A 24,433-nucleotide genomic window follows, 5' to 3' on the forward strand; every position below is an offset into this window, starting at 1 on the left:
GGCAAGTAAGTTAGGATACTTGGTTGTTATAATCAGTGCCTGTACTTTGTAGGTGCCATTTACCGTTGTTGAGTCACTCATGAATGTGTTGCCTGAATGCAAAACGCCTCTGTATATCACTGAGAAGTGATAACGGAGGCGTTTTTTGGAGTGTCATTATTTCAGTTTTTTGGTCATTAGCAGATGGGGAATGCCGTCTTCCATAAATACTTCCGAAGCGGGTGCATAGCCGAGACGTTCGTAGAACCCGGAAGCTTGTACCTGTGCGTGCAGCTTGGCCTTCTCAAGACCATCAGCAATAGCCATCTGCTCCAGCTTGTCGATCAGAACACGGCCCAGGCCGTGTTTGCGGTAATCAAGCATGACACAGATCCGTTCCAATTTGGCGACCTGTTCCACAATGCGCAGTCTGGAGGAAGCAGCAGGTACACCGTCTACGTAGAGCAGAATGTGGCGCGCCTCCGCTTCTAATGTATCATAAGCATCGAATTCATCCGTTGCGGGCACGCCTTGTTCTTCGACGAAAATAGCGGTACGGATGGCGAAGCAGGCATCGAGCAATTCCTGATTATTAACTTCAACAATCGTTGTATTCATGAATGTTTCTCCTTTGGGTGATCGTAATGTTATCCTGACGTGATAAACTGGTACATAACAGGAATGTGGAACGAATCTCGTTCTTTTACACGCTTTAAGTTATATAGCTAAAATTAAAACCAATTCAACTGTATTTATACCATCAATTATGTTGCGAATGCAACAATTTTATAGGGGCGTGAGTGTGTTGACTGAGAAAAAAGAAGTGCTGCGTGAAATTGGTATGATTGCCCGCTGTCTGGATTCAATCAGTAATGTCGAGTTTCAGCATCTGAACCTGTCCCGTGGACAATATCTATATCTGTATCGAATCTGTGAGAATCCGGGCATTATTCCGAATCAGCTTGCTGAACTGATCAAAGTGGATCGCACGACGGCGGCCAGAGCTATTAGCAAACTCGAATCCGATGGATTCATTATTAAACAGCCAGCAATGGGTAATAAGAAGAATAAGGTGTTGTATCCCACCGAAGCTGGGCTTGAAGCATGGGAATTCATTCGTAAAGAGGGCGTGCATTCGGATCAGGTGACTCTGGATGGTCTGACGGAGGAAGAGATCGAGACAGCCATTCATCTTCTCAGACGGATGCGTCATAACATTGAAGTAGACTGGAAATTTGTCAAAAAGGGTGGACGAAGATCCTACATGGATATTTCGGAATGAACAGAGGAACGAACCTTGCCCCCTCCATCCCAGACTCTAGCCGAACCTATCCAAAGAAGAAGAGCCATTATGCCAGAGCAGCATCAGTACAGGAGGGAGTCATGAAACGGGTAAACAGGAAAAGGCTTACGTGGTGGATCATATTGGCAGTCAGTATCACGGCAGCGTTAATTATTTTTGTGAAGGAGCGGTTTGTGATGAATGAATCATCCCCTACGGTATCCTTTGTTCAAGATCATATGACTAATCCCAATGGTACAATTGCGACCTATTTGCAAGATGCTACCTCAAAGAGAGCGGATATCGTAGCAGGCAGAGAGGCTTTATCTGAGTCACTTGGTCTTTGGATGCAATATGCTGTGGCCAAGAATGATCAGGCGTTATTCGAAGAAAGCTATGAACTGCTGACCACCTATTTCCTCATGCCGCAAAAATATATTGCCTGGAAGCTGGATGCCGAAGGTGAATCTCAAGTGACTACCAACGCGCTTGGCGATGATTTTCGAATTGTCGGTGCTTTATTAAAGGCAGCAGATCAATGGAAACAAGGAAGAGAAGCCAAACTGGAAACGGCTTCGGAAATATCCCGTACACTTTCGCAATCGGTTCAGAATAAAGGATATTATGTGGATTTTCACGATTTTGCGAGTGGTCACTCCACAGATACATTAAGCCTGGTTTATGTTGATCTCCCGTCTCTTCAATTGATGGATAAACATCAGATGGTGGAACCGGGAACCTATGCCAAGTACGAAGCTTTGCTGAAGAAGATGCCTGACGATGGATTGTTCTATCCGAAGACCTTCGATGTGGTCCATAAAAAATATGCGTATGATGATACAGTGAATCTGATCGACCAGTTGATTGTGGCGAATCATCTAACCGTGACCGACCGCAAACCGGACAAGCTCATTTCTTTTTTGAAAAAGGAGTTCAACACCCGGCATCAGCTGCCCGGACAGTATAAGCGAGAATCACGCACACCTGCCGTCTCTTATGAATCTTCCTCAGTATATGGCCTCGCCATCTTACTTGCTGTTCATTCAGGTGATCCAAAATGGGCCAAACAGTTGTATAACCATATGACTACGTTGCGTGGTCAGGACTCTCGTTATCCAGGTGGATATGTATTTGATGGTAACACACATCTGTTTGATAATCTTTTTCCTTTATTGGGAGAAGTTAATTTACAGAAAAGCATTAAAAAGTAAGGATTTTGTCATTTCATGAATTGTTCAATGTGGTAGCATAGTTTTGTCTAATGATGTCATAAATTGTTGAAATATAAAAGAAGTGAGTATGAACAAGAGTACTATAAATTCAACGGAGAGAAGGAACTATGAGGAATAAAGCACCTACCCGCCGTATTGCATGGGGATATGCCCTTTTAATTGGACTAGCCCTCATGCAGCAACTGATGATTTATCTTAAAGTTTACATGAATCAGAGCTACACTACAGGGGATATGATTTTTAGTATCGTGTCGCTGGGTGCATTGGTTTTTGGTCTTTTTCTGCCTGTTGGCGTATCCGTCGTGACGGGGTTTGTATATCTGGTCTCTTATTTTGTGTGGCTTGTTACTTACGCTGATGCAAATGTGCTTGTATTCTCCTGGTGGTTGCTCATCCCTGCCAACGTTGCCGTGGCTGCGTTCATCAAGGCAAGTCTGCTGCGCAGTGCGCGTGTAGTTGAACGTCTCCAGGATATGCAGGATCGTAACCCGGAAATCGATCTGGATACTACGCTTGGTAATAAGGGAGCTCTGGCAGATACGTTAATCAAACACAGTAATCTTGCTCGTCGGTACTCCGAAAAGTATGGATTCAGCATTGCCATGTTCAAGATTGAATTCTTGCCACTTGTGATGGAATCTCTCGGTTCTGTCCGGTATGCACAGTTTCTGCTTGAAATCTCGGGTACGATCCAGAAGCAGATTCGGTATGAGGATTACAAATTTTTCGTGGATCGTGGGCGTTTTGTCATCATATGTCCAATGGTGAATGTGGAATATCTTCCACTTCTTACACAACGGATCAAAAAAGCCATTATGGATCTTCAAATTATTGATAAAAAGGGAAATGAGCTGCAAACGGTGATACGCTCCGGTGCTCTGGTATTTCAGAAGGAGCAATTCAGCAAATACGATGATATTGATGCGGTTATTGCTGCCCTTGAACGAAACACAGAGACCGATCTCATCGGAGAATATATATAACGGGAAGGAGAGAGGCGCTGTGGACTATATGTCCTGGTTCATCCCGATCTGTATCGCCGTCAGTTCTTTATTTGCGGTATTCACGATTTGGTTAACAATTGCAACCCTTCGCTTTCGGTCGAAAGTTATTCGCAAGTATGATCGGAGGAAAGTAAGTGGCTGATTTTATTTTAATATTATCCATATTTAGTATCTGGATTGCCGTATTCGAGTCAATTGTTATTATGGCAGGTGCGATTCGTTTTATTAATAAACAGGACAAAAAAGGGATTCAGATCCCTGAAGATATGGATCATTATCCAACAGTCACGGTCATGGTACCTGCGCATAACGAGGGTCTGGTCATTGTTGCGACGGTAGAGCACATCCTGCGCCTGAATTATCCGGAGGATAAAGTTCAGGTCATCGTGATCGCGGATAACTGTACAGATGATACCGCAGAGAAGCTGAGATCGTTCCTCAGTCAGACCAGTTATATGCATCGCAATGTGACGGTAATGGAGCGAAAAGGAACAGGTGGCAAGTCCGGGGCTTTAAATGATGGACTGGAAATAGCCATGGGCGATTGGATCTGTATCTTCGATGCAGATGCCGCACCTGAACGGAATTCATTAATGTTTTTGGCGCAAAAATCGCTTGAGAACCCTGAACAATATGGCGTGGTTTTTGGCAGAAACAAAGCACGCAACAGAGGTCAGAATTTCCTCTCCAAATGCATCAATCTGGAGATCATCACTTCGCAACGTGTGTATCACACTGGCCTGTGGGAATTGTTTCAGCTCGGTTCCATTCCGGGAACGAATTACATTATCAAAACCAAATTGATTCGGGAGATTGGTGGCTGGGATGTGACAGCCATTACAGAAGATACGGCATTGTCATTCGAGATTTTGAATCGCGGACAGTTTGTGGCACTTGCGCCGCAAGCGGAAGCCTATCAGCAGGAGCCGGAACAGCTTAGTGTATATATGAAGCAGCGCGAACGCTGGGCCAAGGGGAACTACCAGGTGGTACTGGATAATATTCATAACCTGTTTAACCGTTCCAGTTGGCGTAATAAGTTGCTGGTCATCTATTATGCCGTCAGTTATTTCTGGTTTATGCTTGCGATCATTGTATCGGATATTATATTTCTCGTGAATCTGGTCTATCAGGTCATTGCTATATTTAAGCCAGAGGTAAGTTCACCGTTCCAGTTTGCCGGCGATGCGTATGTGTTCTTGGTCATTGGTTGGGCACTAATGTACTTTATTTACGTGTTACAGATCAATCTGGCACTTGCCGCAGATATTGGACAGAGCAATACCCGTAATTTCATCTATGCCTGCGTGTCCTACTTTACGTATGCACAGCTGTTCATCCTGATCTCGATCAAGGCATTTTACTCCTTGATCATGGACAAGATTCGGAAACGCGAAAGCAAATGGTACAAAACAGAACGTTTTGGCTAAGCGGCGTAAATTGTAGAAGTGTAAGGCAGAAAGGCTGTTTGCTGGATAACTCCAGACAACAGCTTTTTTTGTTATAGCCAGACACATCCATATTCTGTATACTCATACAGGCTGTAAAGAGGATCATGCTTACCCGAAATGGAGGGTCACCGAATGAAGGACAGAGGATCAGACTTTTACGATGATGAGGCGAATTTCGAGAAGTATATGGAACGTCGCAAGTGGCAGGAGAACGCCAATGATACATTGGAGAAGCCGGTGATACTGGAGTTAATTGGAGATGTTGCCGGCAAGAACATACTGGACCTTGGTTGTGGAGATGCAAGGTTCGCCGCAGAATTGCTGAGTCGGGAGCGCGAAGGTGCGACGTATACGGGAATTGAAGGTTCTGTGAATATGATTCAGGCGGCTAACGAATCCGTAAAAGGATTAAATGCCCGGATTGAGCAAGCGTTCATGGAAGATTGGACCTACCCGGCCGAAGTGTACGATCTGGTTATATCAAGACTGGCTGTTCACTATATTGAAGATCTGGAGAGCCTGTTCCGCAACATATACAATACTTTGAAAGAGAACGGGACAGTTGTATTTTCGGTAGAACATCCTGTGATCACGTCTACACTGCAACCCTCCGGGACTCGAACGGATTGGGTGGTTGATCAGTATTTTGTAGAAGGATATCGTGAGCAGCAGTGGCTGGGCGGTTCTGTTAAAAAGATGCATCGTTCCATTGAATCATACTTTATAGCATTGCAGCGGGCAGGATTCCGTGTAGAACATTTGCGCGAGTCAGCACCACAACGTGCTTATTTTGTAAACGAGGAAACCTATCTACGAAGGCAGCGTATTCCATTGTTTCTGTTTTTAAGTGCCCGGAAGTAGATAGTGATAAAGCGTATAGATAAATAGATGAAACCGTAAAGTTATACTCATAAATTAGAAAGTTCTACACAGAAAACGGTGGATAACACTAGATATAGCATTGAAAAGCCCAAAATCTATCCACATGTGGATAAGATATTGGGCTTTTACTGTTAAGTTTCTGCACCTATGCTGCGTGTGCTGTGTATAACCACGTAATTATGAATCCGCCGCAGCTCTGACATAGACACGTTCCCCGTGCCGATCAACTTCCACAGGTGCCTCGAAGAAGTTGCTCAGCACTTCCATATTCATCAGATCGCCAGTTAATCCACTACGGACGACTTCGCCCCGGCGCAGCAAAAGGCTGTGACTGAATACGGGCAATATTTCCTCCGTGTGATGGGTGACATAGATGAGCGAAGGGGTATCCGGTCGCTGGGACAATTCACGGATGCTATCCAGCAATCGCTCTCTTGAGAACAGATCCAGTCCATTGCAAGGCTCGTCCAGAATGAGTACGCGTGGATTGGCCATGAGTGCTCGGGCAATGAGAAGTTTCTGTTTCTCCCCTTGAGAACAGGTGCGATATTCGCGATCCCACAGGTGCTGACAGCCCAGCGTCTGCATCAATTCCTGTGCCTGATCCAGATCATCATCTGACAGCTTGTCATACAGGCCAATGGTGGCATGTTTGCCGCTGATCACGACATACTGCGTGCGGTCTGTGCCATGCAGTTTCTCTTGCAGAGATGAACTGACCCAGCCGATGGATTTGCGAAGCTGTCGCAGATCCACATCACCATATTCATGGCCTAGCACGGATATCTTGCCTTCGGTCGGCCAGAGATAACCGGTGATCATGTTCAGGAGTGTTGTTTTGCCGGAGCCATTCAGGCCAAGCAACGCCCAGTGTTCACCATCATTAACCTGCCAGCTCACATCGTTCAGCAGGGTAAGTGGTCCCCTTTTCCAAGTGACATGCTGTACATCAATAATCATGCGTTATTCCTTCCTTCTGTTATCCTCGAGTGTCCTAGGTGTATTGTAGTCACAAAATCAGTGAGGTTTCAACGGTTATCACGCTGTTCTTGGTTGGTCCTTGCGCAGAAATACAGCACACACACCAAGCAGTGGCAAAAACGAACATAACTTGATAACAAACGAAATGCTGGTCACGTCAATTAAGGAACCTAACACAACCGAGCCAAGTCCAGCCATGCCGAACGACAGACCAAAAAACAATCCGGATACCGTTCCAATATGACGAGGAAGCAATTCCTGTGCATAAACAATGATGACGCTGAAGCCGGACATCAGGATTAGTCCAATCATCCCGCATAATACCATGGACAAGACGGGGCCCGCATAAGGTAGCATCAGGGAAAACGGTGCAGTGCCTGCAATGGAGAACCAGATCATCGGTTTGCGTCCGTAGCGGTCAGCGAGTGGGCCGCCGAGCAAGGTTCCGACCATACCTGCAAATTGCAAAATAAACAGACAGATCTGTGCCTGGGAGAGAGGCAAGTCATATGCATCGGCATAATAGAAGGCGTAGTACCCGGTCATGCCTGCAATATATACGAATTTGGAAAACAGCAGCAGGATGAGAATTCCCATTGTAAAAGCGATGAATCCCCTGCTCACAGGCCGAGCTGCTGGCTCTGCGCCGCTTGATTTTAGAGGGCGTTGCTGACGAATGCGAGTCTCGGCAAGCTTATCTCTGTACCAACGACTGACAAAAGACTGAATGAAGATGCCGATCAGGGCAAAGCCCATCAGCCATAGAAAACTACGCTGCCCATGTGGCAACAGGATGAAGGCGACCAGTAATGGAGCAATGGCCTGCCCTGTGTTGCCTCCCACCTGGAATATGGACTGCGCCATTCCACGTCCGCGGCCAGCTGCCATATGGGCCACGCGTGAGGATTCGGGGTGGAGGATGGACGAGCCTATGCCAATCAATGCTGCCGCAACAAGCAGCATCCATAACTCGGAAGACAAAGCTAAGCCGAGAACACCGATCAGGGAGAATAACATGCCTCCGGGAAGCAGGATCGGCATGGGCTTGCGGTCTGACATATAACCGACCAGTGGCTGAAGGACGGATGCGGTAATATTCAGGGTGAAGGCAATCCAGCCCATCTGGGCGAAACTGAGCTGCATGGTCTGCTGGAATAGCGGGAATGCAGACGGAACAACTGTCTGCATCGCATCATTCAGCAGATGGGCGAAGCTGACTCCGGCAAGCGCCCAATTGGCGGAGGAGTTGATTTGCATTTTGCTTAAAGTGGCCTGAGCCATGGGAGATCACCTCGAATTATTTTTTTCTATGATAAAAGATGGGGGCAGATCATGTCTTTGTGAAAAGTGCTTGGAAAGTGAGCACGATTTGTTATAATGTCAGCAGGTGAGCAAACGATGGAATTAAACATGACGTTAAATGGGTTGGAATTATGGAAAGCTACCGGAGGGTTTGCGAATGAGCCGCATGTACATGACGACTGGTATCAGCTAACGCTGCCGGTTAGAGGCCAATGTCATCTGGTACAGGAACGGCATGCATACCCGCTAAAAGCAGGCATAGGGATTATTGCTCATCCCCAGACTGAGCATTATTTTGAGATAGGGTCGGATTCGGCTGTCATTGTGATCAAGTTCCGTAAACCGCCATTAGGCAGTTTCGAAGGGGCGGAGTTAAGTGGGGGGCGAGCTGATTTTCGACCTACCCAGACATTTGATCCTGCTGAGATCAGCAGTCTGTTTCGTGGCTGGAATTCCATTTTGTTAGATGATGTGCCCGAAATGCTGCAAGTGCAGGAAACAGAAATGGCGATCGAGACGTATCTAAAACGTATGTTGACGGGGCAGGAAAATGGAAAAAGGACTGTAAATCCCGGTACATTCATTGACCCCCATCTCCAACGAGTGCTGGATTACATTCACAGTGCCTACACAGGTCCAATGGATATTGATTCGATGGCGATGGTCGCGCATCAGAGCCGGTATCATTTTATGCGTTCTTTCAAGGCTCTTACGGGAACAACACCGTATCAATATTTGCTGAATTTGCGCGTAGAAGAAGCGTCCAGGAGGCTCCGCCATACAACGGATTCAGTGACCACAATCAGTTATGAACTGGGATTTTCCAGCGTCAGTCAGTTTTACAGAGCCTTTCAGCGAGTGTATGTTATGACACCGATGGAATATCGGAATCACGTGTAGATTTTAACGGGCAGTCTCGCGTGTGCGAGACTGTTTTTTGTTACATTTCAGCATGCCACTGATTTTTGGTGTTGCCAAACATTGAAGACTTTGCTAAGATGGGAAAAAGTTTATGTAAGCGTATACATTTAAGTTAAAATTACAACGTTGTAATTATGTTTATGGCAAGTATTAAAAAGAAAGAAATATGGTGTGAGGAGGACCAATCCAAGCTAATATCTTTTTATTATGCAGAATAATATAGGTTGTTACAAAATGTGAATGAAATGAATAACAAATACGTCGGTGAAATAACAATTCTTTTTTTATTAAAAAATTCAAACGTTGTAATTATGCAGCGAAGGGGAGTGTTTCACGTTGAAAAAACGCATGTCCACGCTGTTCAGCCTGATCAGACGGGATAAATATTTGCTGCTGATGTTTTCACCTATTTTTCTGTATTACCTCATTTTCATGTATCTTCCGATGCCTGGCGTGCTGTTGGCATTTCGCAATTTCCTGCCGGGGCAGGGGATGCTCAGCGGGGAGTGGGTGGGACTGCGCTGGTTCGAACAGTTCGTGAATTCCATTTACTTCTGGCGGCTGCTGCGTAACACGTTTTTGCTCGCATTTCTGCCGCTCCTGTTTGGCTTCTCGATCCCCATTCTGTTCGCGGTCTGCATCGTAGAGATCAAGAATCGGACATTCAAACGATTTGCCCAGACGGTTACCTACCTTCCTCACTTCATCTCCACTGTTGTTGTAGCCGGCATGATCATTAACTTCCTATCACCAACAGACGGTATTGTGAACACCCTCATCGCCAGTCTTGGTTTGGAAAAAGTGAACTTCATGATGGATGCGAGCTGGTTCCGTACCATCTTCACAAGTTCCGACATTTGGCAGAGCTTTGGCTTCAGCTCCATCATCTACATTGCAGCCATTATGGGGATCGACCCCGAGATGTATGATTCCGGCAAAATCGACGGCGTCAACAAATTCCAGGAGCTATGGCACCTGACCCTTCCCAGTATCAAACCAACCATTGTCATTCTTCTGCTTCTGTCGCTTGGCGGCATTATGAGTGTAGGCTTCGAGAAGGTATATCTGCTCTACAACGGAGCCACCTACGAAACGGCTGATGTCTTGTCCACCTATGTATACCGGATGGGGATTGAGGGCCAGAATTACGGCTTCGCCACAGCGGTTGGCCTGTTCAACTCCATCATCACCTTTATCCTTGTTTTTGCTGCCAATTCCATGACCCGCCGCCTAACCAAGATGTCACTCTGGTAAGACTATAACCCGGACCAAAGGAGACCTGTATGCAAAAATCGAGAAGTGACCGTTTGTTTTACGGATGTGTCTACCTGCTGACCATACTGGCGGTTGTTGTCACGCTGTATCCCTTTCTGTACGTCATTAGCATTTCATTCAGCTCGGTGGATGCCATCGACAAACAAAAAGTTGTATTGTGGCCCGTTGGATTTACCCTGTCAGGCTACCAAATGGTACTGCAATACAAGGAATTGTGGGTTTCGTTCTACAACACCCTCTGGTATACCGTGGTAGGCACACTGTTGAACATTGTGGCAACATGTCTTGCCGCGTTTCCATTATCCAGACAGCAGTTTTTCTTACGTCGCAAGCTGAATTTTTTCATCGCCTTTACCATGTATTTCTCGGGTGGACTCATTCCGGTCTACATGCTGATTACCTCGCTTGGGCTGTACAACACCCGCTGGGTCATGGTGCTGCCTGTGCTGGTGATTACGTTTAACGTCATGATCTGCCGCTCGGCGTTCGAAGGCATTCCGAATGAAATTTTCGAAAGTGCCAGTATAGACGGGGCTAACGAGATGACGATGCTGTATCGTCTGGCGGTTCCGATCATCAAGCCAACACTGGCTGTGCTCACGCTGTACTATGCGGTATTCCACTGGAACAACTTTTTCTCGGCCCTATTATATCTGGGCAAACAGGATATGCAGCCCTTACAGATGTTCCTGCGAAGAGTGCTGATCATGGCTTCGCCGGAAGTGATGCAGAAGATGGGCGGTACGATGACATCCGGTGCGCTTGCGGTATCGACGCTTCAGGTCCGTTATGTATCCATTGTGGTCAGCATTCTGCCTATTGTTACGATCTACCCGTTTATCCAACGGTACTTCGTTAAGGGGATTACCCTCGGAGCCGTGAAAGGATAGCTTTTATTACTTAAGTGTCATGTCATTCAAGGGAGTTCAAAATGGTTCATACCAAGGAGGAATGATGGATGAGATTTAAAGGGGCAGGAAGAAAAAGTGTAATCGCAGCGATACTGGCAATCAGCCTGGCGGGATGTAGCGGTGGAACAGGGGCAGGAACCGATGCGGGGAGCACTCCGTCCAGTTCGGAGCCGGCCTTCAATTATACCGGGGCAGGACCGGTAACGGATCAACCGGATGCCAAGCTGTCCATTCTCGGCACTAACGCCTGGACGACCAACGTGGATCTCTCCACCGCAGCTATCGTTAAGAAAATTGAGAGCAACGCCGGTGTTACGGTCGATTGGGATCTCATACCGCCGCAGAACTATGCGGATGCCGTAAATCCGAGGCTGGCTGCCGGTACCGGCTTGCCCGATATCGTGTACCTGCCGGATCAGGATCAACTGATGAAGTACATCAACAGCGGTCTATTCATTCCGATTAATGATCTGGTGGAGAAATACGGCGTGAATCTCAAAAAAATATATGAAAAGTCGCCTTCGGTCAAAGCCAGTTTAACAACGCCAGATGGTAAAATGTATTATGTCCCGCAGCAGACGTTAACCCGCAACTACATGCCGGTATTTATGGTCAATGTGCGCTGGCTTGATAAGCTTGGATTAAGCGAGCCGACCACGTTGGATGAATTTACGGCGATGCTGCGCAAGTTCAAGACAGACGACCCGAACGGCAACGGAAAAGCCGATGAGATTCCGCTGTCCATGGAAGCGAAATTTGTGTCCATGGCCTTTGGCCCTGCATTTGGACTTGATCTGTCCAATCAATTCTATGCAGACGATCAGGGCAAGGTGCATTTCAGCTATTATGAGCCGGCATACAAGGAATACCTGACCTATTTAAATGGACTGTACAAGGAAGGTCTGCTTGGGGTAGATTATGCGAGTACCACGAGTGATCAGGTCACATCGCGGATCTCTCAGGATGTGACCGGCGCAACATTTAATTTTAGCTGGTACATGTCGATGGTCTACAGCCCGCTGTTCAAGGATTACAATCCGGAAGAGCCAATCATCAAAGGCATTTTACCACTGAAAGGACCGCATGGGGATCAGTTCTATGTAGGACGTACACCAGTGAGTGGCATCTTTGGCATCACACGCGATAGCAAAAATCCGGAACTTGCTTTCCGTTTCCTGGACTATGCCGTAAGTGAGGAAGCACAGACGTATTATACGTGGGGCATCAAGGATGACACGTATACGGAAGAGAATGGCGTGAAGACATTCACGGACAAAGGCAAGGACAATGAATACATCCAGAAGCTTGGCATTGGTCCGGTGAATCTGCCGAACATCCAATCCACCGACTCTGCTGATTCCGTCGTGGCCCCTTGGCATGCGAAGATGGATAAGGAACTGGAGCCGTATGTCCGTGAACCGTTCCCGTTTGTCTATGCCCTGCCGGATGAAGCGAGCGTGGAGAGCATGGCGATGCCTGACATTACCACATATGTGGAAGAGATGAACTTCAAGTTTATTAGCGGTGATGCCAGTCTGGATCAGTTTGACAGTTATATTGAGACGTTGAAAAAGATGAATATAGAGCAGGTTATTGCGGGCAGACAGGCACAATATGATCGTTATAAGGCTGCACAGAAATAGGAAATTAGGGTTTCAGGCGTATGAGAGGTGTTGATTGATTTTGATAACCATTAAAGACATTGCCAAACTGGCGGGGGTGAGCTATAGCACGGTATCGAAGGCGCTGAATGATGATCCCCGAATCAAACCGGCAACAAAGCAGAAGGTACTTGCGGTCGCGGAGAAACACCAGTATCGGAAAAATATGTTGGCTCGGCAGCTCTCCACCGGCAGGAGCAACATCATCGGTTTTGTGCTGGATGAGCTGAGCAATCCGTTATTCTCGAACATCTCCGGCCGTCTGCACACCGAGCTGAAGAAGCGGGGATATCAGATGATCCTGGTTGTAGCGGATGATGGCGTGGATGTCTTCAGCCAGCTGCGCGTGGACGGATGTATTCTGTGGGACTATGCACTGGACAATCGGGAGATGTTCTGGAAAAAGTTTGCAACACTCAACATGCCATGTTTTGTGCTGGGTACAGATGAAGCGCCGAACTCTCCTTATATCAAGATTGACCGCAAAGAAGGACTGTTCAAAGCAGTGGAGCATCTGAAATCGCTGGGGCACAGCCGAATCGGGTTCATCGGCAACTCGCAGAATATTAAACTGGAGGGATACCGGGAAGCGTTGCAGCGTACGGGTCTGGCTTTTAATGAAGACCATGTGCTGCCAGCGTATTCCTCCTGGGAAGACGGGTATTTTGCCATACGTAATCATGCGTTTGGGCCGGAGTCCCCGACAGCTTTTATTGGGCTGAACAACCTGGTCACCCGAGGTGCACTTCGGGCTTTGCTTGAGGCAGGTTACAGCGTTCCACGCGATATCTCGTTAATCGGGTATGATGATCTGCCGGATATGCAATATGCCGAAGTGGCCTTGACGACAATTGGCCCGTCTCTGGATGAACTGGCCGTGCAGGCAGCGGAGCTGATTGTATCGTTAATCCGTGATGAACAGGTCGACGTTCCGGTAGTCATCCAGCCCAAGTTGAACCTTCGCAATTCAACGGCAATGTGCCGACAATAAGCAAGAGTGAAGCGGTTATCCGTTAGTCATACATGTATTAGGTAAGTACAACATTCAAGGAGGAATTGCTTATGCAGGTACAGACGCAGTTATCCTGGTCTGAGCGAATTGCAGCAACAATTATCCAGCGATGTGACGGGGACGGTTATCATGCGTTCCCTTCGGGACGATGGGCATACGTGGAAGGCATGACCTTGATGGCGATGGCACGAACCGGGCAGTATTATGGCAAACAAGAGTATGTTGATTTTATGAAAAAACATATGGACCTGTATATCCAGCCGGACGGCGCTATTGGCACTTATACTTTGGAAGAATATAATCTGGATCAGATTAATCAGGGGAAAAACCTGTTTGCATTACTGGATGGTGCTGAAGATCAGCGTTACGCAGAAGCGGCTCATCTCCTGGCAGCACAACTTGCAGGGCAACCCCGCACGTCGGAGGGCGGTTTCTGGCACAAAAAAATTTATCCATTCCAGATGTGGCTGGACGGCCTGTATATGTCCTCTCCCTTTTTGTCCGAGTATGCGAAGACATTTCATCATCCCGATTTATGGGATGAAGTAGCACATCAGATTCTGCTGATCGAACGCCAGACCCGTGATCCGCGGACCGGACTGCTCTATCATGGCTGGGATGAATCGAAGGAACAGGTCTGGGCAGATTCATCGACAGGGTGTTCGCCACACTTCTGGAGCCGGGCGATGGGCTGGTATGCCATGGCGATTGTAGACAGCGTGGAGCATTTTCCCGTGAATCATCCAAAGCGCGGAACCATCATCGGTATCTTCGAACGGATGTGTCATGCTTTGGTACGTGTGCAGCAGCAGGAGAGCGGGTTATGGTTTCAGGTGCTGGATCAGGGCTTCCGCAAAGGCAACTATCTGGAAGCATCCGGGTCAAGCATGTTTGTATATGCACTTGCGAAGGGTGTACGGCTGAGATATCTGGAGCCGCATTTCAGAGCTGCGGCGGAGAAGGGATGGCAGGGACTGTCCTCCAGATTGGTGGAGGAGACGGCTGACGGCGTTCGGTTAAACGGGATCTGTCGTGGCGCAGGACTAAGCCTGGATCGGGATGGCTCGTACAACTACTATGTAAGCGAAGCAGTTGTAAGCGATTCCTTTATGGGTGTGGCTCCGCTTCTGCTGGCAGCGCTGGAAATGGAGCGATTGCCATGACGCAGCAGAGATTGCCGAATACAGCAATGGAATCATCAGCTCCCTGTCTGACTGTTGCTTCAGACGGGACAGGGGATTATGTGACGATCCAGGCTGCAGTTGATGCGCTGCCGGAGAATGGCATCGGAAACGTCCCGATTCGCGTGAAGGCTGGTGTGTATCATGAGAAGCTGCATATGGAGAAGCCGGGCATCCACCTGATTGGTGAGGGGGCGGAGCAGACTATCATTACGTATGATGATCATGCACTCAAGAAGTTCCCGGATGGGTCGCCATTTCATACGTTTCATTCCTATACGGCTTTCATTGGTGCTGATGATTTCACGGCAGAGGGGATTTCCTTCGTAAATGCTGCCGGGCCGGGCAAGCAGGTTGGTCAGGCGCTGGCCGTTTATGTGGATGGAGACCGGGCGGCCTTTCGCCGCTGTCGTTTGATCGGTCACCAGGATACGATCTTCACCGGCCCGCTGCCGGAGCAGCCCATGGATCGCAGTTACTTTGGCGGGCCACGCGATGGTGCCGAGCGGCGTAAACTGCGGCAGTATTTCGAGGACTGTTACATCGAAGGTGATATCGATTTTATTTTTGGCTCGGCTACGGTGGTATTTAAGGGCTGCGAGATCTTTACGAAGAATCGTCTGACTGAAGCGGAGGCTGCGGATGGACAAGTGAACGGTTGGATTACCGCAGCCTCTACGCCGGAGGATGTGCGTTACGGCTATGTGTTTCTGGACTGTGATCTGACCAGCAATGCTCCGCCGCAGTCGGTGTATCTGGGCAGACCGTGGCGTCATCATGCCAAAGTCTGTTTTCTGAACTGCTGGATCGGCGCTCATGTGAAGCGGGAGGGATGGCACAACTGGAACAAGACAGATGCAGAGCAGACCGTTCAGTATGCGGAATACAACAGCGCCGGGCCTGGTGCCGGATGTGCTTCTGATCGTGTGCCTTGGGCCAAAATACTGACCGAACAGGAAGCGGCCGAGTACACTGTACCTCTGATTCTGTCCGGCGTGGATGGATGGCAGCCTTTTGAAGGGAGAGGGGAGCAGCGGCAGTAAGATATGCCCTCTTCTCTGCGCAATATCTAACACAGGTTTTCGTTCAAGTCTCCTAAGGACTTGAACGAAAACCTTTTTTTTGCGCTATATTACATTTTTCGCCCCCAATAGAACTATTTTATCCCTTATCTCTTTTGCATTTTACTGATTAAATACAGGGTGAGGATCTGTAAATTCCCTGTAAAATTTGGATGGTGCCTGCAAAAAAAGAACACGAGAGGGAAGGTCCATTTTGGTAAGGGAAGGGAGTGAAGTGACACTCAACATCAGATGGCTGAACGAGGCTGGCTCTAATCGATCACAGATCAGATGCAGGTGGACTATTAAAGTTTTTGTTTGCAAGGTGAACGTATCCTTAGTACAGGAGGGATTTTGCTTGAATCAAGCTGTTCGATTCCGCCCGGTCATTACATTTGCTTTGGCATTTCTTCTACTTATTACGTGGTTTGCACCGAGAGCCGATGCCGCCGTCCAGTGGCAGGCAGGCACTGCATACAAGAAAGGAGACCTCGTAACATATCAGAATAAAGATTATGAGTGTATTCAGGCCCACACGGCGTTGACCGGATGGGAGCCCTCTGTTGTGCCCGCGTTGTGGAAATACGTCGGGGAAGGTTCGGGAGGGGAAACGCCAACGCCAGATACGGCACCACCTTCTGTTCCTGCGGGTCTGACTTCATCCTCCATCACGAACACCTCCGTGAGTCTTTCCTGGAATGCATCCACGGATAATGTGGGCGTAGCGGGGTATGAGGTGTACCGGAACGGCGTTCTTGTGACAAGTACTTCAACTACAACAGCTGTAGTCACTGGACTGACAGCCAGCACGACTTATGCTTTTACGGTAAAAGCCAAAGATGCCGCAGGCAATGTATCCGCTGCGAGCACCTCCCTCAGTGTAACAACTTCCAACGGATCTTCCAATCCTGGGCCAACCGGCAGCAAATGGCTGATCGGCTACTGGCACAACTTCGATAATGGTTCAACGAATATCAGACTTCGTAATGTATCAACAGCCTATGACGTCATTAATGTCTCCTTTGCCGAACCGATTTCACATGGCAGCGGAACACTTGCTTTTACTCCATACAATGCAACGGTAGCCGAATTCAAATCCGATATTGCCTATCTGCAAAGCCAGGGGAAAAAAGTACTGCTTTCCATGGGGGGAGCCAACGGTACCATTGAGCTCACCGACGCGACCAAGAGACAGCAGTTCGAAGATTCGTTAAAATCAATCATTTCCACGTATGGTTTCAATGGTCTAGATATCGATCTGGAAGGAAGCTCCCTGTCTCTGAATGCAGGGGATACCGATTTCCGTAGTCCAACTACACCGAAAATTGTTAACCTCATCCAAGGCGTGAAAGCGGTTAAGTCACACTTCGGCGCCAATTTCATCCTGACGGCTGCGCCGGAGACGGCCTATGTACAGGGTGGATATCTGAGCTACGGCGGCCCTTGGGGAGCTTACCTGCCAGTCATCCATGCTTTGCGTAATGACCTGACCCTGCTTCATGTGCAGCACTATAACACGGGCTCCATGGTGGGGCTGGATGGACGCTCTTACGCCCAAGGGACAGCTGATTTCCATGTGGCCATGGCGGAGATGCTGCTTCAAGGCTTTCATGTAGGCGGCAGCACGGGCACTTTCTTTAGTCCCTTGCGACCGGATCAGATTGCCATCGGTGTACCGGCTTCCCAGCAGGCTGCCGGGGGCGGTTATACAACGCCAGCCGATCTGCAGAAGGCGTTGAATTACCTAATCAAAGGTGTGTCATACGGCGGTTCCTATACTTTGCGCCAGCCTGCGGGCTATGCGGGGATAAAAGGGATTATGACCTGGTCCATCAACTGGGATGCATACACAAACAACCAGTTCTCAAATGCACATCGTTCATTCCTGAATGGTTTTAGCACGCAAACAACAAAGGAGGTTGTGTACTAAATGCCAAATGTAAATAAACACACTATTTTGAAGAAAACCGCAAAGTTTCTCTTGGGTCTATCCCTGCTCTTATCCGTCATTATTCCTTCTTTTGTGCTCCAACCAACTACGGCAGCAGCTGCAGATTCTTATAAAATTGTTGGTTACTACCCGTCCTGGGCTGCGTATGGGAGAAACTATAATGTAACGGATATCGACCCAACCAAAGTCACGCATATCAACTATGCTTTTGCCGATATTTGCTGGAATGGTGTGCATGGAAATCCGGACCCTTCGGGCCCTAACCCGGTGACCTGGACGTGTCAGAATGAGAAGAGCCAGACAATTAATGTGCCCAACGGAACAATTGTGCTTGGCGATCCTTGGATCGATACGGGGAAGACATTTGCAGGGGATACATGGGATCAACCCATTGCAGGCAATATCAATCAGCTTAACAAGCTGAAACAGATCAATCCTAGTCTGAAGACAATCATCTCCGTGGGAGGATGGACATGGTCCAACCGCTTCTCCGATGTAGCTGCGACTGCTGCAACGCGAGAGGTATTTGCAAACTCTGCCGTCGACTTCCTGCGGAAATACAATTTTGACGGGGTAGATCTGGACTGGGAGTATCCGGTATCAGGCGGACTTGATGGTAACAGCAAACGTCCTGAGGATAAGCAAAATTACACACTGCTTCTGAGCAAAATCCGTGAGAAGCTGGATGCTGCCGGAGCTGTGGACGGCAAGAAGTATCTGCTTACGATTGCAAGCGGTGCATCGACGACCTATGCTGCGAATACTGAGCTTGCCAATATAGCTGCCATCGTCGACTGGATTAATATTATGACATACGATTTTAACGGGGCCTGGCAAAAAGTCAGCGCGCATAACGCGCCGTTGAACTATGACCCAGCGGCTTCGGCTGCTGGGGTGCCAGATGCCAATACATTTAATGTGGCTGCCGGAGCACAAGGGCATTTGAATGCTGGCGTACCAGCCGCCAAACTTGTGCTTGGTGTTCCATTCTACGGCCGCGGCTGGGATGGATGCGCACAGACGGGAAATGGCCAGTATCAGACCTGCGCGGGAGGTTCTTCCGTTGGAACTTGGGAAGCAGGCTCCTTTGATTTCTACGATCTGGAGACCAATTACATTAACAAAAACGGGTATACGCGTTACTGGAATGACACGGCTAAGGTGCCATATCTCTATAATGCGACCAACAAGCGTTTTATTAGCTATGACGATGCGGAGTCTATTGGATATAAAACCGCTTATATCAAGAGCAAAGGACTTGGCGGAGCGATGTTCTGGGAACTTAGCGGTGACCGGAACAAAACACTCCAAAATAAACTGAAAGCCGATCTGCCTACCGGAGGTACAGTGCCTCCAGCAGATACGACGGCGCCAAGCGTACCCGGTAATGCCCGTTCGACAGGCGTGACGGCAAACTCGGTGACACTGGCTTGGAATGCTTCAACGGATAATGTAGGGGTTACCGGTTATAACGTCTATCATGGTAGTAATCTTGCAACATCCGTCACAGGAACAACAGCAACGATCAGTGGACTTACCGCAGGTACTTCTTATACTTTCACGATCAAAGCAAAAGATGCGGCAGGCAATCTGTCTGCAGCCAGTAATGTTGTAACCGTGAGCACTACGACTCAACCGGGAGGTGATACGCAAGCGCCAACTGCACCGACGAACCTGGCATCAACGGCGCAAACAACATCCAGCATAACGCTGAGCTGGGCGGCATCCACGGATAACGTGGGTGTAACGGGTTATGATGTGTACAACGGAACGGCTCTGGCGACATCCGTGACTGGAACAACAGCAACGATCAGCGGGCTTGAAGCGGATACCTCGTATACATTTACGGTAAAAGCAAAGGATGCGGCGGGGAATGTATCTGCTGCGAGCAATGCGGTGACCGTGAAAACAACAGCAGGAACGACAAATCCGGGCGTTTCCGCCTGGCAGGCGAATACAGCCTATACTGTAGGACAGTTGGTCACCTATAGCGGCAAGACGTATAAATGTTTGCAGTCCCACACCTCCTTGCCTGGGTGGGAACCATCCAATGTCCCTGCATTGTGGCAGGTCCAATAGTTAAAAAATGGATTACCACATTTTGAATTGAAACGTGCAGTTTTAGCGAGGCTTGGCTATAGGGAAGAGAATATAACGAAAAACCACCGGCTCCTGGTCCGGTGGTTTTTCGTTATGCTATGTCAAACAAAGCAGGCTCCAAAAAGGTTATTCATTAGAAATCGAAGTTGTCCGGATCAGGTCCAACGCGTACATTTTCGTTCAGAGCACTGATCTGATCCATCTCTTCATTTGAAAGTTCAAAGTCGAAGATGGAGGAATTCTCAATAATCCGGTTTTCCTTGGTGGACTTTGGAATGGTAATGACTCCATTTTGCAGATCCCAACGCAGGATGACTTGTGCAACCGATTTGCCTTTGGCTGAAGCAATCGCCGTGAGCACTGGGTTGTCCAACAGCTGACCTTGCATCAGAGGTGACCAAGCTTCAAGCTGGATACCATGCTTTTCACAGAAAGCCTTAAGCTCAACCTGAGTCAGGCGAGGGTGATACTCCACCTGATTGACCATCGGTTTCACTTTGGCATCCTGCATCAGGTCTTCGAGATGATGAATCTGGAAATTACTTACGCCAATGGCCTTAATGCGGCCTGCCGTGTACAGCTCCTCGATTGCTTTCCAGGCTGCTTTGTATTTGCCTGCCTTAGGCCAGTGAATCAGATATAGATCCAGGTATTCCAATCCCAGTTTGTTTAATGTGGTATCAAAAGCGGCAAGGGTCTCTTCATATCCGAGGTCTGCATTCCATACTTTAGATGTAACAAACAGTTCTTCGCGTTTCAGGTTGTTTTCTTGCAAAGCTTCTGCAATCGCTTGGCCCACACCGGCTTCATTGCCGTATATTGCAGCAGTATCAATGCTACGGTATCCATGTTTAATCGCATTTTTCACGGCTCCAATCAGTTCAGATCCTTCTTCTACCTTAAATACACCAAGTCCGAACCAAGGCATAGAAACACCGTTATGCAGAGTTACTGTGGATTGTAAATGTTGTGCGGTTTGAGCTGTTGTCATGAGATTTCCTCCTTAAATTGTGTAAAAATCAGTCATATTAAGCTGAATTTTTGTTGTTTTATCATACAAAATTAAATCATAGTAGATCAAATTGGGTTCAAAGTATATAGTATAATTAAATACCATGTGAAACCGGTTCCCCTTGAAGGCTGGAACTGATAAATATAGAGTGGACCTATGGTTGGATGGGAATTAGAACGAAGCTTTCTCCATTTCGACTGATGCATGTTGATCCTTGCTTTCCAGCATTTTAGCCCATGCGGTCAGGATTACAGCTACGAGAACCATCAAGGCTCCGACCCATGTCGTGTGAATCAAACCAATGGAGTCATTGATCACGCCACCCAAATAGGCACCTATAGCGATCCCTGCATTAAATGCGGCGATGTTAAAGGCTGAGGCTACATCCTTGGCCTGTGGTGCATATCGTTCAGCCAAGGTTACAACGTACATCTGAAGACCAGGCACATTCATGAAGGCGAGCAGACCCATACCCATAATGGTAAGTAGTGCTGCCAACTTGAATGGGACCGTAAAGTACATGATGCCCAGAATGATGGTCTGAATGATGAACATGTAGAAGAGCGCCTTGAGCGGGTTGCGATTGGCTGCTCTGCCGCCGATGATGTTGCCAACAGCGATGGCTATTCCGTACAACAACAGAATGAACGCTACTGTTTTCTCAGAATAACCGCTAATATCATGTAACAACGGGGACAGATACGTAAACACAACAAATGTTCCTCCGTACCCAACAGCAGTGATGGCAAAAGCAAGCAGCAAGCGTCCACCTGTAACAAGCTTCAGCTGATCCCGAAATGCTGTCCGTGTTCCTCGCTTCAACGTGGATGGCACGAGTATCAGGTTACCGATCATCGCAACGATGCCAACCACAACAATTAGGATAAAGGCAGCGCGCCAGCCCCAATGTTGGCCAATGAGTGTACCGAGAGGTACACCGGTTACTGTGGCAATGGTTAGACCGGAGAACATGATGGCAATGGCACTTGCTCTGCGGTTGGCAGGTACCAGATCGGCTGCAATCGTGGAGCCAATGGACATGAACACCCCGTGTGCCAGAGCGGATACTACTCGTGCAATGAGTAACATGGTGATGCCCGTTGATAGTGCAGCCATCGTGTTACCCGCAATGAAGACAATCATGATGGCAAGCAATAGCGTTTTGCGTGATATGGTAGACGTCAGTGAGGTCAGAACAGGAGCCCCAAAGGTAACGCCTAATGCATATAAAGTAACGGTCAATCCCGCTGAAGTTACGGAAATGCCCAGGTCATCTGCAATGAGGGGCAGTAGCCCAACGCTGATAAATTCAGTGGTACCGATCGCGAATGCACTAATGGCTAGTGCTAGCAGTGCCCACGTGCTGCGTTTTGAATCTTGTAACATTTCTTGCTCAACTCCCCCGAATGTAGATTTACGTACCGGCAAATGCTATTATGAGTTATTCGGTATAGATTGAATAGTACGTACTTTTTAGTACCCTACGTACTTTTTGGTGCCTATACAGCATGCGACGGATGTAATCCAATTCATCAGGGAGGAAGCAAGTTATGGTTAGAAAAAAATATAACATCTCGGTTGAAGCTACCTTAGAAGTGATCGGTGGCAAGTGGAAATGCGTCATTCTCTGTCATCTGACACATGGGAAAAGACGAACCAGTGATCTCAAGCGTATTATGCCCGCAATTACACAGAAAATGTTAACACAGCAACTGAGAGAGCTTGAAAACGACGGGATCGTGAATCGAATCGTATATAATCAGGTCCCTCCCAAAGTAGAATACGAATTGAGTGATTACGGGAGAAGTCTTGAACCAATTCTCAATGCGCTCTGTAATTGGGGAGACCAACATATTGTGAAGGAATACGGAGACAAATCAGCAGTTCTGGAAGATAATGGACTCAATGATTTTAACTCTGACAATAGGGAGCTGGTGCAACCGTGAACTATGAGATTTTATATGATGGTGCTTTTGCGATGCTCAAGGTACATTTGCAGCGTGGAGAGCGGTTCAAGGCCGAGAGTGGTGCGATGGTATCTATGACTCCTACGGTTGAACTAAAGGGTTCAGCAGAAGGTGGGATGTTTGCCGGGTTCGGTAGGATGCTGAGCGGGGAGAAGTTTTTCTTTCAGGAACTGACGGCTGCGGGCGGGTCGGCAGAGATTCTGCTCTCACCTTCCAGTATGGGCGATGTAGAAGCTGTTGAATTGGACGGTTCCTATTCACTCTATGTGCAGAAAGACGGATTTCTGGCAGGAACCGAGGGCATTCAGGTGAATACCAAAATGCAAAACCTGAAAAAAGGTCTCTTTTCGGGAGAAGGTTTCTTCATTATTGAGATCAGCGGACGTGGAACCGTATTTCTGTCTTCCTATGGTGCCATCCATGCGATTAATCTGGCAGCAGGTGAAGAAATGATCGTGGATAACGCCCATTTGGTGGCATGGCCTCATTATGTAGATTACCGTATTGAGAAAGCTTCACAGGGCTGGTTATCCAGTGTTACAAGTGGAGAAGGACTGGTATGTCGGTTCCGGGGAGAAGGAACCATTCTTATACAGAGCCGCAATCCGCAAGGATTCGGACAATGGGTGAAGCAGTTTATCCCTGCGCGCTAATTATTTTTTTGAGAAAGAACACACAGAGTTGCAACGGATATGTTTCCATCATCGTTATATGAATAATGGATTTACTTCATTGACTGACGGGTACATATTCTGTTGCATAAGGTCGCACATCATGGAGGTATGAGATGACAAGCTCACGGTATAAAAACGCACAAGAAAGCCCGGGATATCTGTTATGGCAAGTTACAGCCATGTGGCAAAAGGAAGTACGCAGGGTGCTGGAGCCCCTCGAACTGACACAACCTCAATTTGTATTGTTGCACGCCTGTTTGTGGCTCAATGAACACGATGAGGAAGGCAAAGGAGTTACTCAGGTTCAAATTGCTCAGTTTGCCAAGGTGGATGTTAACGTGACTTCTCAGGTTCTACGTGCGCTTGAAAAAAGGGGATTAATCACCCGCGCTCGTCATCAGACAGATACGCGTGCCAATATTATCACAACAACGGAAGAAGGAACCCGATTGGCTGTGGAGGGAATTCATCTGGTCGAGGAATCGGACAAGGCATTTTTCGAAACTTTGGATGATCGTAAGGAAGAGTATATGGTGATTATGCAAGAGTTTCTTCGCCAAAAAACAGAGAGTTAATCCGTAATATATCTTTTTT

22 protein-coding genes are annotated in these 24,433 nt (G+C 47.8%); 17 read left to right on the plus strand and 5 right to left on the minus strand.

The window, feature by feature from the left end; genetic code table 11:
• Positions 1 to 156 precede the first annotated feature (156 nt).
• Positions 157 to 597: a GNAT family N-acetyltransferase gene (locus tag QF049_RS24385; protein ID WP_124116790.1), complete on the minus strand. Its 441-nt coding sequence runs from the start codon at positions 595 to 597 to the stop codon at positions 157 to 159.
• A 157-nt stretch (positions 598 to 754) separates the two neighbouring features.
• Here QF049_RS24385 and QF049_RS24390 point away from each other — a divergent pair, with 157 nt between their 5' ends.
• The 5 genes from QF049_RS24390 (at position 755) to QF049_RS24410 (ending at position 5,809) form a co-directional block, all read left to right on the plus strand.
• Entirely contained in the window at positions 755 to 1,261 is a 507-nt protein-coding gene (locus QF049_RS24390; protein WP_307541229.1) for a MarR family winged helix-turn-helix transcriptional regulator, read from the plus strand.
• Between the two features lie 101 nt (positions 1,262 to 1,362).
• Positions 1,363 to 2,472 carry a glycosyl hydrolase family 8 gene (locus tag QF049_RS24395; RefSeq protein WP_307541231.1) on the plus strand — a complete coding sequence of 370 codons (1,110 nt, stop codon included), beginning with the start codon at positions 1,363 to 1,365 and terminating at the stop codon, positions 2,470 to 2,472.
• A 128-nt stretch (positions 2,473 to 2,600) separates the two neighbouring features.
• Entirely contained in the window at positions 2,601 to 3,476 is an 876-nt protein-coding gene (locus QF049_RS24400) for a diguanylate cyclase domain-containing protein (RefSeq protein ID WP_307541233.1), read from the plus strand.
• 155 nt (positions 3,477 to 3,631) lie between these two features.
• The gene (locus QF049_RS24405) at positions 3,632 to 4,927 is read left to right on the plus strand and encodes a glycosyltransferase family 2 protein (RefSeq protein WP_307541236.1); all 1,296 of its coding nucleotides are present in this window, start codon (positions 3,632 to 3,634) and stop codon (positions 4,925 to 4,927) included.
• Between the two features lie 153 nt (positions 4,928 to 5,080).
• A complete protein-coding gene (locus QF049_RS24410; protein WP_307541238.1) occupies positions 5,081 to 5,809 on the plus strand; it encodes a class I SAM-dependent methyltransferase in 729 nt (242 codons plus the stop codon).
• A 198-nt stretch (positions 5,810 to 6,007) separates the two neighbouring features.
• Here the strand turns inward: QF049_RS24410 and QF049_RS24415 are convergent, their stop codons facing one another.
• On the minus strand, positions 6,008 to 6,790 hold the full coding sequence (locus QF049_RS24415) for an ABC transporter ATP-binding protein (protein ID WP_307541240.1): 783 nt from the start codon (positions 6,788 to 6,790) through the stop codon (positions 6,008 to 6,010).
• Between the two features lie 78 nt (positions 6,791 to 6,868).
• On the minus strand, positions 6,869 to 8,068 hold the full coding sequence (locus tag QF049_RS24420) for an MFS transporter (RefSeq protein WP_307541242.1): 1,200 nt from the start codon (positions 8,066 to 8,068) through the stop codon (positions 6,869 to 6,871).
• Between the two features lie 141 nt (positions 8,069 to 8,209).
• On the opposite strand from QF049_RS24420, the gene QF049_RS24425 reads away from it, so the two are divergent.
• From QF049_RS24425 to QF049_RS24465, 9 genes are all read left to right on the plus strand, one after another.
• Positions 8,210 to 9,013 (plus strand): AraC family transcriptional regulator, encoded by an 804-nt coding sequence (locus QF049_RS24425; RefSeq protein WP_307541244.1) that lies wholly within the window; start codon positions 8,210 to 8,212, stop codon positions 9,011 to 9,013.
• Positions 9,014 to 9,382: 369 nt separating this feature from the next.
• Positions 9,383 to 10,288 (plus strand): ABC transporter permease, encoded by a 906-nt coding sequence (locus QF049_RS24430; RefSeq protein ID WP_307543404.1) that lies wholly within the window; start codon positions 9,383 to 9,385, stop codon positions 10,286 to 10,288.
• A gap of 29 nt (positions 10,289 to 10,317) precedes the next feature.
• Positions 10,318 to 11,199: a carbohydrate ABC transporter permease gene (locus QF049_RS24435; protein ID WP_124116782.1), complete on the plus strand. Its 882-nt coding sequence runs from the start codon at positions 10,318 to 10,320 to the stop codon at positions 11,197 to 11,199.
• Between the two features lie 68 nt (positions 11,200 to 11,267).
• Positions 11,268 to 12,863 carry an extracellular solute-binding protein gene (locus QF049_RS24440; RefSeq protein WP_307541246.1) on the plus strand — a complete coding sequence of 532 codons (1,596 nt, stop codon included), beginning with the start codon at positions 11,268 to 11,270 and terminating at the stop codon, positions 12,861 to 12,863.
• A gap of 40 nt (positions 12,864 to 12,903) precedes the next feature.
• The gene (locus QF049_RS24445; protein WP_167483728.1) at positions 12,904 to 13,872 is read left to right on the plus strand and encodes a LacI family DNA-binding transcriptional regulator; all 969 of its coding nucleotides are present in this window, start codon (positions 12,904 to 12,906) and stop codon (positions 13,870 to 13,872) included.
• 71 nt (positions 13,873 to 13,943) lie between these two features.
• Positions 13,944 to 15,056 (plus strand): glycoside hydrolase family 88/105 protein, encoded by a 1,113-nt coding sequence (locus QF049_RS24450; RefSeq protein ID WP_307541248.1) that lies wholly within the window; start codon positions 13,944 to 13,946, stop codon positions 15,054 to 15,056.
• Positions 15,053 to 16,117: a pectinesterase family protein gene (locus QF049_RS24455; RefSeq protein ID WP_307541251.1), complete on the plus strand. Its 1,065-nt coding sequence runs from the start codon at positions 15,053 to 15,055 to the stop codon at positions 16,115 to 16,117. The genes QF049_RS24450 and QF049_RS24455 overlap by 4 nt, the downstream gene beginning before the upstream one ends.
• Positions 16,118 to 16,493: 376 nt before the next feature.
• The gene (locus QF049_RS24460) at positions 16,494 to 18,065 is read left to right on the plus strand and encodes a chitinase (protein ID WP_373428294.1); all 1,572 of its coding nucleotides are present in this window, start codon (positions 16,494 to 16,496) and stop codon (positions 18,063 to 18,065) included.
• Positions 18,066 to 20,165 carry a glycosyl hydrolase family 18 protein gene (locus QF049_RS24465; RefSeq protein WP_307541253.1) on the plus strand — a complete coding sequence of 700 codons (2,100 nt, stop codon included), beginning with the start codon at positions 18,066 to 18,068 and terminating at the stop codon, positions 20,163 to 20,165.
• Positions 20,166 to 20,319: 154 nt separating this feature from the next.
• Here QF049_RS24465 and QF049_RS24470 read toward each other — a convergent pair whose 3' ends face one another.
• Positions 20,320 to 21,177 (minus strand): aldo/keto reductase, encoded by an 858-nt coding sequence (locus QF049_RS24470; protein ID WP_307541255.1) that lies wholly within the window; start codon positions 21,175 to 21,177, stop codon positions 20,320 to 20,322.
• A gap of 192 nt (positions 21,178 to 21,369) precedes the next feature.
• A complete protein-coding gene (locus tag QF049_RS24475; protein WP_307541257.1) occupies positions 21,370 to 22,584 on the minus strand; it encodes an MFS transporter in 1,215 nt (404 codons plus the stop codon).
• 164 nt (positions 22,585 to 22,748) lie between these two features.
• On the opposite strand from QF049_RS24475, the gene QF049_RS24480 reads away from it, so the two are divergent.
• From QF049_RS24480 to QF049_RS24490, 3 genes are all read left to right on the plus strand, one after another.
• On the plus strand, positions 22,749 to 23,144 hold the full coding sequence (locus QF049_RS24480) for a winged helix-turn-helix transcriptional regulator (RefSeq protein ID WP_017691613.1): 396 nt from the start codon (positions 22,749 to 22,751) through the stop codon (positions 23,142 to 23,144).
• Complete coding sequence (locus tag QF049_RS24485; RefSeq protein ID WP_017691614.1) at positions 23,141 to 23,818, plus strand: TIGR00266 family protein; 678 nt, start codon at positions 23,141 to 23,143, stop codon at positions 23,816 to 23,818. The genes QF049_RS24480 and QF049_RS24485 overlap by 4 nt, the downstream gene beginning before the upstream one ends.
• A 134-nt stretch (positions 23,819 to 23,952) precedes the next feature.
• Positions 23,953 to 24,414, plus strand: a complete 462-nt coding sequence (locus QF049_RS24490; RefSeq protein WP_307541259.1) for a MarR family winged helix-turn-helix transcriptional regulator — start codon at positions 23,953 to 23,955, stop codon at positions 24,412 to 24,414.
• Positions 24,415 to 24,433: the final 19 nt, after the last annotated feature.

It is taken from the genome of Paenibacillus sp. W4I10, from assembly GCF_030816325.1.
Lineage (GTDB): Bacteria > Bacillota > Bacilli > Paenibacillales > Paenibacillaceae > Paenibacillus > Paenibacillus amylolyticus_B.

Excerpts from the sequence above, each read along its gene's own strand:
- QF049_RS24480 (WP_017691613.1), top strand. The coding sequence starts at position 22,749 with ATGGTTAGAAAAAAATATAACATCTCGGTTGAAGCTACCTTAGAAGTG.
- QF049_RS24385 (WP_124116790.1), bottom strand. The coding sequence starts at position 597 with ATGAATACAACGATTGTTGAAGTTAATAATCAGGAATTGCTCGATGCC.
- QF049_RS24425 (WP_307541244.1), top strand. The coding sequence starts at position 8,210 with ATGGAATTAAACATGACGTTAAATGGGTTGGAATTATGGAAAGCTACC.
- QF049_RS24490 (WP_307541259.1), top strand. The coding sequence starts at position 23,953 with ATGACAAGCTCACGGTATAAAAACGCACAAGAAAGCCCGGGATATCTG.
- QF049_RS24440 (WP_307541246.1), top strand. The coding sequence starts at position 11,268 with ATGAGATTTAAAGGGGCAGGAAGAAAAAGTGTAATCGCAGCGATACTG.
- QF049_RS24410 (WP_307541238.1), top strand. The coding sequence starts at position 5,081 with ATGAAGGACAGAGGATCAGACTTTTACGATGATGAGGCGAATTTCGAG.
- QF049_RS24395 (WP_307541231.1), top strand. The coding sequence starts at position 1,363 with ATGAAACGGGTAAACAGGAAAAGGCTTACGTGGTGGATCATATTGGCA.
- QF049_RS24420 (WP_307541242.1), bottom strand. The coding sequence starts at position 8,068 with ATGCAAATCAACTCCTCCGCCAATTGGGCGCTTGCCGGAGTCAGCTTC.
- QF049_RS24415 (WP_307541240.1), bottom strand. The coding sequence starts at position 6,790 with ATGATTATTGATGTACAGCATGTCACTTGGAAAAGGGGACCACTTACC.
- QF049_RS24400 (WP_307541233.1), top strand. The coding sequence starts at position 2,601 with ATGAGGAATAAAGCACCTACCCGCCGTATTGCATGGGGATATGCCCTT.
- QF049_RS24450 (WP_307541248.1), top strand. The coding sequence starts at position 13,944 with ATGCAGGTACAGACGCAGTTATCCTGGTCTGAGCGAATTGCAGCAACA.
- QF049_RS24465 (WP_307541253.1), top strand. The coding sequence starts at position 18,066 with ATGCCAAATGTAAATAAACACACTATTTTGAAGAAAACCGCAAAGTTT.
- QF049_RS24475 (WP_307541257.1), bottom strand. The coding sequence starts at position 22,584 with ATGTTACAAGATTCAAAACGCAGCACGTGGGCACTGCTAGCACTAGCC.
- QF049_RS24470 (WP_307541255.1), bottom strand. The coding sequence starts at position 21,177 with ATGACAACAGCTCAAACCGCACAACATTTACAATCCACAGTAACTCTG.
- QF049_RS24430 (WP_307543404.1), top strand. The coding sequence starts at position 9,383 with ATGTCCACGCTGTTCAGCCTGATCAGACGGGATAAATATTTGCTGCTG.
- QF049_RS24390 (WP_307541229.1), top strand. The coding sequence starts at position 755 with ATGCAACAATTTTATAGGGGCGTGAGTGTGTTGACTGAGAAAAAAGAA.
- QF049_RS24435 (WP_124116782.1), top strand. The coding sequence starts at position 10,318 with ATGCAAAAATCGAGAAGTGACCGTTTGTTTTACGGATGTGTCTACCTG.
- QF049_RS24455 (WP_307541251.1), top strand. The coding sequence starts at position 15,053 with ATGACGCAGCAGAGATTGCCGAATACAGCAATGGAATCATCAGCTCCC.